Genomic DNA, 12052 nt, shown 5'->3' with positions numbered 1-12052 from the left:
GAGCTTTAAGATGTCCCCTTCCTCTTTAGGTGGGGGAAAACAAACTACAACAGCTGGCGAGCATATCTCCCAGCTCGTTGAAACGCTAATTGGAAGATTTTTCTTCTAAAGAAGAAAAATTTGAACAATGGCGTTATAAGTGTGATTATGAATATGGAGGATAGAAACTTGGTGGAATTATTGGCACCGGCAGGCAGCAGAGAGGCTTTGACTGCTGCCATTGAAAGTGGGGCAAATGCAGTTTATCTGGCGGGAAATATGTTTGGCGCCAGGGCATATGCAGATAATTTTGATGAGGATGGGTTGCGGGAAGCTATTCGCACGGCCCATTTAAGGAATGTACTGATAAATGTAACCGTAAATACAATAATTGATGACCAGGAGCTGCCTGCCCTGGAAAAATATCTTCGCTTTTTGTACGAAGCTGGTGCAGATGCCATTTTGGTGCAGGATTTAGGAGTAGCCAGGCTGGCCAGGGAAGTTGTGCCGGAGCTGCCCCTCCATGCCAGCACCCAGATGACAGTGCATAATCTTGATGGTGTACTGGCACTTCAGGAATTGGGATTTTCCAGGGTAGTGCTGTCCCGTGAGGTATCCCTGGAAAATATCAGGCATATCATCGATAATTGCAATGTGGAAATTGAGGTATTTGTCCATGGAGCCCTGTGTGTCTGCTATTCAGGGCAATGCCTTATGAGCAGCCTTATTGGTGGCAGATCAGGCAATCGTGGCCGCTGCGCACAGCCATGCCGTCTTCCATATACATTGGTAGATGGTGAGGATAACAATTTGCTGGGAGATACTGCAGGTAAATATCTGCTCAGCCCCCGGGATATGAATACCATAGAGCTTCTGCCCCAGCTTATTGAAGCAGGAGTGGCTTCACTGAAAATCGAGGGCAGGATGAAGCGTCCTGAATATGTGGCAATAGTGGTGAATAATTATCGTCAGGCCATTGACAGTTATTATGACGGGGCTTTTCAGGTAACGGAGAAAAACCGTCACGATTTATCACAAATTTTCAATCGAGATTTTACAACAGCCTATCTGGAGAAAAAACAGGGGCGGAATATGATGAGTGATAAGCGGCCTAATAATAGGGGAATCATGCTGGGGCGTGTCCTGGAATATGACCGTTCATCAGGGGAAGCCATTTTAAAGCTGGCAGACAGATTGTCTGAGGGTGACCAGGTGGATTTTTGGGTCAAGGTGGGTGGCAGGGTCACTGCCACTGTCAGGGAACTTAAGCTCATCAAGGAGGGCAAAAATCGCAATGTTGTGCCTGTTAAGTGTGCCGAGGCCGGAAATATGGTGTGCTTTCCGGTGGATTCACCGGTTTATGCCCATGACCGGGCTTTTAAGGTATATGATCAGGAGCTTATGGATTGGGCCAAGGGCTTTTATAACACCGGCGCCCCGGTGAGGCGTGTTCCGGTGGATATAGAGGTAACTGCCGCTGTGGGGGAACCACTAGTAATAACAATTACAGATGCTGATGGAAATAAGGGAAACGGAACAACCGCTTTTATTGGACAGGAAGCCATAAAGCGACCATTAAATGAAGATACCATCAAAAAGCAGGTATCGCGACTGGGGACCAGCATTTTCGAACTTCGTGGCCTGACCTGCCGGTTGGGTGATAATGTCATGGTGCCAATAAGTGAAATCAATGAAGCCAGAAGAGCGGCAGTTGAAAATGTGGAGAAAATGAGACTTGAGGCCTTTTCCCGCAAGGGGCGTGTATTATCTGTTCCTCCAAAGGCAAAAAAAATATCGGCAGGAAAAGCCCCAACAGGAATAACTGCAGTGGTGGACAGGCTGGAGATGGTTCAGACTGCATTGTCTGCAGGTGCTGATTGGATCGTATATGGTGGGGATTCCTATGCTCATGAAGCCATTACGCCGATACAGTACGAAAAGGCTGCCTACATGGCCCACAAGGCAGGAGCAAGTATCGCCTTTAATACTTCACGGATTATCAGGGACCAGGAGCTTCCGGCCTTTCATAAATGGCTCCGGACTGTAGCGGACTATGGACCTGATGCTATTAATGTGCATAATATAGGTTCCCTGAGTGCAGTAAAAAAATATACTTCCCTGCCGGTTCATACGGATTACTCTTTTATAGTATATAATCATAAAACCCTTGAATATCTGGAGGAACTTGGAGTGGAAGCTGCCACCCTGTCCCCTGAGCTGAATATGGGACAGATTGGCGAATTGCTGGGGGAGAGCCCGATTCCTTTGTCCTGTATAGTCGATGGCAACCTGGAGCTGATGGTGTCTGAGTATTGTGTGACCGGCAGCTTTATCGGCGGACTCCATACAGGCTCATGCAGTGCACCCTGTGTCAACAGCGGCAAGCAGTTTTTCCTGAAGGACCGCAAGGATGTAAAATTCCCGTTGGTGATGGACCAGCATTGCCATATGCATGTGCTGAACGGCAACAGACTGAGCATGCTGCCTCATGCCATGAAGCTGCGGGAAATGGGAATAAGTCAGCTGCGGATTGAAGGCCGGTACATGAATAATGGCCAGCTTAAAAAGACCATTGAAAACTACAGAAGATATATGAAATATGACAGGGACCTGACAGAAGCTGAAAAGACAGCAGCCACGGCTGCTGAGGGACCGGGGATTACTCGTGGGCATTATTTCAGGGGCGTTTTGTGATGCCCCTTTATTGTTGAGGTATCAGATGGAAAAGGATTCATTTAAGGTTTTAGAATATAACAGAATATTGAGCATGCTTAAGGATAAGGCCGGATCAATATGGGGTAAGGAATTGGCAGGCGGCCTTGAACCCAGCAGTGATATTGGTGAAGTCAGGGACAGGCTGCGGGAAACTGCCGAAGCCTATATGGTCCTGTCTGTGGCCAATCCACCATTAGGGGGGATACACGATATCCGGGATTTGATGAAAAGAATCGGGATAGGTGCCACGGTGGAGCCGGCGGAAATAATGGATGTATTGAGTAATATGTACGCCATGCGTTCCGTAAAAAAGTTTTTTAAGGAGCTGGAGCTTGATGTGCCGATTCTCAGGGAAACCGCCGGAAATCTGGAAATTTTGGGCCAGCTGGAGCGAAATCTTGAAAATGTTGTAGATGAGCACGGCAATCTTCGTGATGATGCCAGTACAGAACTGAAGCGTATCCGTCGCGATATTAAGGTTTCACAGTCACGGATAAAGGACCACCTGCACAATATCATTCATTCTGCCGATTATCAAAAGTATTTTCAGGATGCCATTATCACCATGCGGGGGGACAGGTATGTTGTTCCTGTAAAACAGGAATACAGGCAATATTTCCCCGGCATTGTTCACGATCAGTCAGCCAGTGGTTCCACTTTGTTTGTAGAGCCAATGGTGGTAGTAAATCTCAATAACGATGTAAAACAGCTGTTGGCAGCAGAAAAGCATGAAGTGGAGCGGATACTGAGGGATATTTCCCAGCAGCTCAGGCGCAATGATGATACTTTGATGGCCAACTGTGATATATTGGCCTTTATTGATTTTACTTTTGCCAAGGCTTCCCTGGCCTATGATATGAAGGCCGTGGAACCGGTTATCAGTGAGGATCGGGTAACTAGCCTCAGGGCAGCCAGACATCCACTTATTAATGCGGATCATGTGGTACCAATAGATGTTACCATTGGCGACCAATACAGTATGCTCCTGGTTACCGGACCTAATACCGGTGGTAAGACTGTCAGCATGAAAACCCTGGGCTTAATGGTGATGATGGCCCAGTCAGGGCTGTTTTTGCCGGTGGAGGCAGGCTCCAAAATTGCCATATATAATAATATATATGCTGATATAGGTGATGAGCAGAGTATTGAACAGAGCCTAAGTACATTTTCAGCCCATATGACCAATATAGTTGGGATACTGGGACAGGTTGAGTCAGATGATCTGCTGCTGTTGGATGAGCTTGGTGCGGGGACAGACCCTGAAGAAGGGGCAGCCCTGGCAATGGCTATACTGGAGCAGCTGCTGAATATCAAGGCCACTGTAATGGCAACAACCCATTATTCGGAGCTGAAGACCTTTGCTTTTAGCCGTGAGGGTATCGAGAATGCCTGTGTAGAATTTGATGTGGAAACCCTGAAGCCTACCTACAGACTGCTGACCGGTATTCCAGGGGCAAGTAATGCCTTTGCCATAAGCCGGCGGCTGGGCTTAAGCGAGGCCCTGGTAATAAGGGCAAAACAGCTGATTCAGGCAGATCATGCACAATTTGAGCAGGTTATTAATCAGCTGGAAAAAGAGAAAATGATGTATGAGCAAATGAATGCCAGCATCGAAGCCAAGTTGCGCCGGGCGGAAAAAATGGAAGCCAGGGCAGAGGAAATGCGAAGTGAGCTTGCACAGAAAAAGGCTGATATTATCAGAAAGGCAAAGGATGAAGGCTCGGCCATGGTGCGCAGGGCTCGCAGGGAATCAGAGAGTGTCATTAAAATGCTCAAGGAGCAGTTTAATGATATGGGAATCCAAAAGCGACAGCAGACAATACAGGATGCCAGAAACAAGCTGAATGAGGTGTCTGACCTGGTACGCCCCGGACTTGTTTCAGGCAAGGCCTTCAGGAAGCCGGTTGATTTAAAGACACTGGCCCCGGGAGATATAATATATGTAACTAAGCTGGACCAGAAGGGAACCGTGCTGGGGATCAACGGCAAGGAAATTGAGGTCCAGATGGGCAGTATGAAAACTACCATTAAGGCCAATGCCTGCAGGTTTGTGGAAAAGGGAAAATCTGACAATAACCATGTAGCAGGGGCACCGACTAAATCCTCAGGGGGCAACAGCTTCATGAAAAAGACCCAGGGGGCAAGCCGTGATATTGATATCAGGGGAATGATGGTAGACGAGGCCGAGGTGGTATTGGGCAAATTTATCGATGATTCCCTTATTGCAGGATTATCACAGGTTCTGATAATTCACGGCAAGGGCACCGGTGCATTGCGCAAGGGAGTCCATGAATATCTTAAGCGTCATAAAAATGTAGAGAATTTCAATTTTGCCGACATGAGTGAAGGTGGTACAGGTGCAACCTTGGTTTTCCTGAAATGATTTAATAAATCATTTTTGTGGTGAAAAATGACAACAGCCTTCTGGCAATTAATGGAATTTGGGCCGTCTCCTGTGGTCAGGAGCGGCTTTTTGATTTCGATGAGGCCCTGATGAAATGCCTATGTGGTGAACAATGGCGTGTAAATAGATGATACAGGGATGCAGCAAAAAAACACTAATTGGTGTTTATCATTAAAGTGTGGTAAAATAGGACCGTATATGTTTATGAGGAGGTCTATCATGGAAAAACGCACCGGTGCAGCCCAGCGAAACAGGCAGACCAAACAGCCACAACAGCGAAGCAATGCAAGACGGATCATGATAATCTTTGGAGCAATATTTGCAGTCATGATTATTGGTGTTGGTTGTGGTTTTTTGACGGCTACATTTAATACAAAAGCAGATTTGGCTGATATCCGTCCACCAGCCTCATCACAGATTTATGATATTAATGGCAATGAAATTGCCAATGTTCATGCAGATGAAAATCGTGTGCCCGTTAAAATGAATCAGATTCCTGAAAACCTGAAAAATGCCTTTGTGGCAGTTGAGGATGTTCGGTTTTATGAACATTCCGGTATAGATTTTCGCGGTATAATGCGTGCTGCCTGGTCAAATATCACCAATCAGGGGGTAAGCGAGGGTGGTTCAACCATCACCCAGCAGCTGGCAAAAAATGCATATTTAACCCAGGATCGTACCTTTAAGCGTAAGATTCAGGAAATGTTTCTGGCAATACAGCTGGAGCATCAGTATACCAAACAGGAAATTTTGGAGCTTTACCTGAATCAGATTTATTTTGGCCAGGGGGCTTATGGTGTCCAGGCAGCGGCCAAGACTTATTTTGGCAAGAGTGTTGAAGAACTGGATTTAAGTGAATGTGCCATGTTGGCCGGAATCCCAAAGAGTCCTAATTATTATTCCCCGATGAATAATCTCAAGGCAGCTCAGGCCCGTAAGGCTACAGTGTTGGATCAGATGGCAAAGTATGGCTATATCAGCACATCCACTGCCAGCAAAACCAAGGGCGAGGAGCTCCGGCTGGTGAAAAACACCACCAAGAGCAGTGGGGAAGCTGCTTATTTTGTAGATTATGTCATTCAGATGATGATAGAAAAATACGGCTCGGATGCCGTATACAAGGAAGGCCTGAAGATATATACCACATTGGATATGGATATGCAGAGGGCTGCTGAGGAGGCAATGAAAAACCTTCCGGATATGTCAGAGGCGAATGGTATTAAACAGCCTCAGGGTGCCCTGGTGGCAATAGATCCGCATACCGGACATATTAAGGCCATGGTAGGCGGTCGTGGGACAGACATGTTCAACCGCGCCACTCAGGCTGAAAGACAGCCTGGCTCTGCCTTTAAGCCATTTGTTTTTGCCGCTGCACTGGAATCAAATTTTACGCCTTCGTCAATCATTGATGATAAGCCGTTGGAAATTAACGGATGGGAGCCACAGAACTACAGCCGCAATTTCAACGGAAAGGTCTCCCTGCGGTATGTTGCCGAACAGTCACTGAATGTTCCTACTGTCAGGGTTGCCCAGGATGTGGGAATTGACAAGGTTATTTATTATGGCAGGGAAATGGGAATTTCCACCTTTGTTACCGAGGGGGACCAGAACGATGGCAATCTTGCTACGGCCCTTGGCGGACTCACCAGGGGAGTAACCCCGTTGGAGCTTACCAGTGCCTATTGTACTTTTGCCAATGATGGTATTCATGTTGAGCACACTGCTATCATCAGGGTGCTTGACCGTAATGGCAAGCCTTTGGAGGAACCAACACCTAAGTCAAAACAGGTACTCAAAAAGAGTACAGTAAACGATCTGACCAGCATGCTCATGGGTGTTGTGGCCCGTGGTACAGGAACTGCTGCCAACATAGGAAGGCCAGCTGCCGGCAAAACAGGTACTACCAGTGATTATCACGATGCCTGGTTTATGGGATATGTGCCGGACTTGGTTGTAGGTGTATGGATAGGAACGGATGACAACCAGCGTATGGGAACCATGACAGGTGGTACCACGCCGGCAGTTATATGGAAGGCCTTTATGACAAAGGTAATGTCCGGCATGCCGAACAAGTCCTTTGATGGGGCTTATCTCACATCGGTGGAAAAACCAACCAAGATCGAATCAGTGGACAAGGATGGAAATCTGATTGACAAGGATGGCAAGCTGATTCTTGACAAGAATGGTAAGCCGATAAAGGGAAACAAAAAAACATCTGGTGACAAAAATACAGCAGACAAACAAAATAAAAACAATGAATCCAAGAATACCGGTGAGCCTGCAGTGCCTACACCTACGGCGAATGGCGGTAAGAAATCAAATGGATAGCTGTATCCAGGTAAAAAGGGGAGAAATTTGATTGTGACAACTAATGTTTATGATATTCTCAAGGAGCGGGGCTATATTGCCCAATGTACTAATGAGGATGAGGTTCGGTCCCTGCTGGCCAATGAACGGGTGACATTTTATATAGGCTTTGACCCTACGGCAGACAGCCTTCATGTCGGTCATTTTCTGGGTCTGATGGTGATGTCCCATCTGCAGCGGGCCGGGCACAGACCGGTTTGTCTGGTTGGTGGTGGAACCGGTACGGTGGGTGATCCTTCAGGGCGTACTGATATGCGTAAGATGCTTACAGATGAGGATATTGAATACAATTGTAATCAGTTTAAGAAACAGATGGCTCGCTTCATCGATTTTTCCGATGATAAGGCCCTGATGGTCAATAATGGTGATTGGCTGCGCAAGCTGAATTATATTGAACTTTTGCGTGAGGTTGGTCCTCATTTTACGGTAAACCGCATGCTGGCTGCTGAATGCTATAAAAATCGCATGGAAAAGGGACTTACCTTTCTGGAATTCAACTATATGATAATGCAGTCCTATGATTTCCTGGAGCTTCATCGTCGCTATAATCTCAAGCTGGAGATGGGTGGAGATGACCAGTGGTCAAATATCATTGGTGGTGTTGAGCTCACCAGACGAATTACCGGTGATGCCGTTTATGGATTGACCTTTACCCTGCTCACCAAGAGTGACGGTCAGAAGATGGGGAAAACTGCAGGTGGGGCATTGTGGCTTGACAAGGAAAAGACCTCTGCCTACGATTTCTATCAGTATTGGCGTAATGTGGATGATGCAGATGTGGAAAAGTGCTTATCCCTGCTTACATTCCTGCCTATGGATGAGGTACGCCGGTTAGGCGCCCTTGAGGGACAGGAAATCAATGAGGCCAAAAAGGTATTGGCATACGAGGTGACCAAGCTGGTTCATGGCGAGGATGAAGCCATGAAGGCCCAGGCAGCAGCTGAAGCAGTATTTGGCGGAGCAGGCTCCAGTGAGAATATGCCAACTGTGGAGCTTTCCTCTGGGGAGGCCAATCAGAAGCTTTTGGATGTACTGGTGGGAGCCGAAATATTTGCCTCCAAGGGAGAAGGCCGTCGGCTGATTCAGCAGAACGGGCTGTCCCTCAATGACCAAAAGGTGACTGATACTGAATATGTTTTATCTGATGCAGATTTTACCAATGGCGAAGCAATAGTTAAAAAAGGCAAGAAGAAATTCTATCGCCTGTTAAAGGTGTGATTTTGCCACAGATAATGTATGTGTTATTCGTTGAATACAGGTGGATTTAATTACAATTCAGTGGAAGCAAAGTCTTTCACTGAATAAGTTTTATTCTATAAATAAAAGGAGTTTTAAGTAATGTCAGGACATTCAAAATGGGCTAATATCAAAAGAAAAAAAGGTGCAAATGATGCTATTCGTGGAAAGATAACCACTAAAATAGGCCGTGAAATCACCATTGCTGTTCGCATGGGTGGTTCTGACCCAACTGGTAATATGCGTCTGAAGCTCGCTTTATCAAAAGCGAAGTCAAACAATATTCCAAAGGACAATATCAACAGGGCAATCCAGAAGGGCCTGGGGGCCTCTGATGGCAGCAGCTATGAGGAGATGACCTATGAGGGCTACGGTCCTGGCGGTACTGCTATCATGCTGGATATCCTTACTGATAACAGAAACCGTACAGCAGCAGATGTCCGTCATATTTTTTCCAAGTATGGCGGCTCTCTTGGAGCAACCGGCTGCGTGTCCTGGATGTTCAACAAAAAGGCAGTATTTGTGGTTGAAAAGGAAGTATTCGACGATGAAGATGCCCTGATGGAGCTGGTACTGGAAGCAGGCGCAGAGGATTTTGTGGCAGAGGATGAGGTCTTTGAAATCACTGCCGATCCTGAGGCGTTTGATGATATACTTCAGGCCTTGAACGACAAGGGTATTGAGGCTGCCTCAGCTGAGATTACAATGGTGCCTGATAATACCATAAAGGTTGAGGGTGAGCATGTCGCTTCAATGCAGAAGATGCTTGATGCCTTTGATGAAAACGATGATGTTCAGGCAGTATACGGCAATTATGAAATGGATGAGGAAGAGTAATCCATATTTTGGCGGCCTTCGGGCCGCTAATTTTATATGCTGTGACGATGATGCAGCTTGGAGGGAATGATTGTATGTTGGTATTAGGGATAGACCCCGGTACTGCAATCTGTGGCTATGGATTTGTCGAATTAAAGGGGAGCCGGCTGGTGGCCAGGGAATATGGTGCCATTACCACCAGTTCAAAGGCGAGACCGGAGGACAGGCTGATGAAGCTATATGACGATCTTGACGCACTGATAAAGAAGCATAAGCCTGATGTTATGGGAGTGGAGCAGCTGTTTTTCAACCGGAATGTTACCACGGCCATTCCTGTAGGTCAGGCAAGGGGAGTGGTGCTGCTGGCGGCGGCAAAGAACGCCCTGGAGCTGGTGGAACGGACTCCATTGCAGGTAAAACAGTCTGTTACCGGATATGGTAAGGCCACCAAGGAACAGGTCATATACATGGTTACCCGGCTGTTGAACCTCCCTGAGCCACCAAAACCGGATGATGTGGCAGATGCACTGGCGGTGGCTATATGCACCTCCCATATGTTGGACAGCTTTGTATACAGAAATAAATTATGACAAAATTCTCATGGCTAAATCCGGGAAGCTATAGGGAGGCCTCCTTTTGCTATAGGCGGGAGGTATGCTGCACCTTTATATGGCAGGAAGGCTTTCAAGACTGATACAGGTTTACAATGATATGCACATTGTATACATAAAAACATGTAATGTATACACTATTTGTTAAGAAAATTGGTGGACTAAACACCATTATTGTATTATAATATTCGTTGTTTAAGTGTGTAAGTGAGAAAATCTGAACAAATGTCTTTATTGCGTGGACTTAGCTCCTGCTGCTCAGTTGATTCGATGCCAATGTGGGGATTCGGTTTCCTGTATTGGATATGCCTTGTAATAACATTGGTGGATTACAGTTGGTGCTTTGTATATATTGCTGAGCAGGTGCTGTTTCATTTGTTCAATCCCACAGGAGGTATACAATGGCTCTTATTGTTAAGAAGTTTGGCGGCTCATCTGTAGGCTCTACTGAAAAAATAATGAATGTTGCCAAAAGAATTGTTGAAGAAAAAAAGCCCGGTGACCAGATTGTCATGGTCATATCCGCTATGGGGGATACCACGGATAATCTTATTGAGCTGGCTAAGGGTATCAATAACAATCCTTATCAGTTTCCCCGGGAAATGGATATGCTGCTTACCACAGGTGAGCAGGTTTCAATTGCCCTGCTGACGATGGCCTTCAGGACCCTTGGGCAGAAGGCAGTATCATTGACCGGTCAGATGGTTGGGATGAAGACAAATACAGTTCATACAAAGGGAAAGATTATAGATATAAAACCCGCAAGGGTCATCAAGGAATTGGAAAAAGGTAATATAGTGGTAGTAGCCGGCTTCCAGGGAATTGATGAAAACGGTGATCCTGTGACGCTGGGCCGTGGTGGCTCAGATACCTCTGCCGTGGCACTTGCCGGTGCCTTGAAGGCTGATTCCTGTGAAATCTATACAGATGTTGATGGTATTTATTCTGCTGATCCCCGACTTATTCCTGATGCCAGGAAAATGAAGGAAATAACCTATGATGAAATGCTGGAAATGGCCCGTCTTGGTGCAGGCGTCATGCAGCCCCGTTCGGTTGAAATGGGCAAGTACTTCAATATTCCGATACATGTCCGCTCAACCTTTACATCCGCGGCTGGTACTATGATTAGGGAGGCTTATACTATGGAAGAAAAAGATTTCTTGATTCGTGGCGTTGCCCATGATAATAATGTTGCTAAAATTGCTGTTTTGGGCGTGCCAAATAATCCAGGTATTGCCAAGGAAATTTTTTCAGCACTGGCAGAAAAGAACATTGCAGTTGATATGATTGTTCAGAGTATCAGAAATATCGAAAAAAATGTCACTGACATGGTATTTACAACTACCATGGATGATTTGCCGGAAACCAAGAAAACCGTGGATGTGGTTGCAGAAAAGCTCCATGCTGTCGCTGTGCTTATTGAAGAAAATGTCGCCAAGGTATCCATTGTGGGTGCCGGTATGCTCGGCAATCCTGGTATTGCGGCCAGGATGTTTGGCGCCCTGGCTGATGCCAATGTCAACATTGATGCCATCAGCACCTCTGAAATCAGTATCAGTTGTCTTATCAACGGTTCTGATCTCAAGGAAGCAGCCAACGCAATTCATGCCGAATTTTTCCCTGAAAAGTGATTTTACCCGAAGTAAATGGACCCATTGGACTGATTTCAGTGGGGACCATGGCTTCCCGGAATAAGTTGAATATGTAGCCGGATAGAGAGCCTCCTGCCTTAATATGACAGGGGCTGTCTTTTTGCCCGGAAGGAAAAAAGTTTCGTTACAGAAGTATAACGAGCTTTAAGATGTCCCCTTCCTCTTTAGGTGGGGGAAAACAAACTACAACAGCTGGCGAGCATATCTCCCAGCTCGTTGAAACGCTAATTGGAAGATTTTTCTTCTAAAGAAGAAAAATTTGAACAATGGCG

The 12052-nt window shown here is 46.3% G+C and carries 7 protein-coding genes; all 7 read left to right on the top strand.

The features are described 5' to 3' along the window. Window positions 1–120: 120 nt before the first annotated feature. The 7 genes from K6C05_RS01220 (at window position 121) to K6C05_RS01190 (ending at window position 11759) form a co-directional block, all read left to right on the top strand. Entirely contained in the window at window positions 121–2673 is a 2553-nt protein-coding gene (locus K6C05_RS01220; protein WP_363317147.1) for a DUF3656 domain-containing protein, read from the top strand. A 25-nt stretch (window positions 2674–2698) separates the two neighbouring features. Continuing rightward, window positions 2699–5077 (top strand): endonuclease MutS2, encoded by a 2379-nt coding sequence (locus K6C05_RS01215; protein WP_296730481.1) that lies wholly within the window; start codon window positions 2699–2701, stop codon window positions 5075–5077. Window positions 5078–5317: 240 nt separating this feature from the next. Then, complete coding sequence (locus K6C05_RS01210; protein WP_296730480.1) at window positions 5318–7426, top strand: penicillin-binding protein 1A; 2109 nt, start codon at window positions 5318–5320, stop codon at window positions 7424–7426. Between the two features lie 33 nt (window positions 7427–7459). Beyond that, window positions 7460–8683 carry a tyrosine--tRNA ligase gene (gene tyrS, locus K6C05_RS01205; RefSeq protein WP_296730479.1) on the top strand — a complete coding sequence of 408 codons (1224 nt, stop codon included), beginning with the start codon at window positions 7460–7462 and terminating at the stop codon, window positions 8681–8683. A 120-nt stretch (window positions 8684–8803) separates the two neighbouring features. Further along, on the top strand, window positions 8804–9538 hold the full coding sequence (locus K6C05_RS01200; protein WP_296730478.1) for a YebC/PmpR family DNA-binding transcriptional regulator: 735 nt from the start codon (window positions 8804–8806) through the stop codon (window positions 9536–9538). Between the two features lie 74 nt (window positions 9539–9612). Then, window positions 9613–10107 (top strand): crossover junction endodeoxyribonuclease RuvC, encoded by a 495-nt coding sequence (gene ruvC, locus K6C05_RS01195; protein ID WP_296730477.1) that lies wholly within the window; start codon window positions 9613–9615, stop codon window positions 10105–10107. A gap of 422 nt (window positions 10108–10529) precedes the next feature. Further along, window positions 10530–11759, top strand: coding sequence for an aspartate kinase (locus K6C05_RS01190; protein ID WP_296730476.1), 1230 nt, complete (start codon window positions 10530–10532; stop codon window positions 11757–11759). Window positions 11760–12052: the final 293 nt, after the last annotated feature.

Origin of the sequence: Anaerovibrio sp. (assembly GCF_024697385.1) — a bacterium.
In the GTDB taxonomy this organism is placed as follows: domain Bacteria; phylum Bacillota; class Negativicutes; order Selenomonadales; family Selenomonadaceae; genus Anaerovibrio.
This window is presented reverse-complemented; position numbering and strand designations above follow the sequence as displayed.

What these genes read in the sequence shown, in the direction of transcription:
- K6C05_RS01210 (WP_296730480.1), top strand. Translation starts at nt 5,318, where the DNA reads ATGGAAAAACGCACCGGTGCAGCCCAGCGAAACAGGCAGACCAAACAG.
- ruvC (WP_296730477.1), top strand. Translation starts at nt 9,613, where the DNA reads ATGTTGGTATTAGGGATAGACCCCGGTACTGCAATCTGTGGCTATGGA.
- K6C05_RS01190 (WP_296730476.1), top strand. Translation starts at nt 10,530, where the DNA reads ATGGCTCTTATTGTTAAGAAGTTTGGCGGCTCATCTGTAGGCTCTACT.
- K6C05_RS01215 (WP_296730481.1), top strand. Translation starts at nt 2,699, where the DNA reads ATGGAAAAGGATTCATTTAAGGTTTTAGAATATAACAGAATATTGAGC.
- K6C05_RS01200 (WP_296730478.1), top strand. Translation starts at nt 8,804, where the DNA reads ATGTCAGGACATTCAAAATGGGCTAATATCAAAAGAAAAAAAGGTGCA.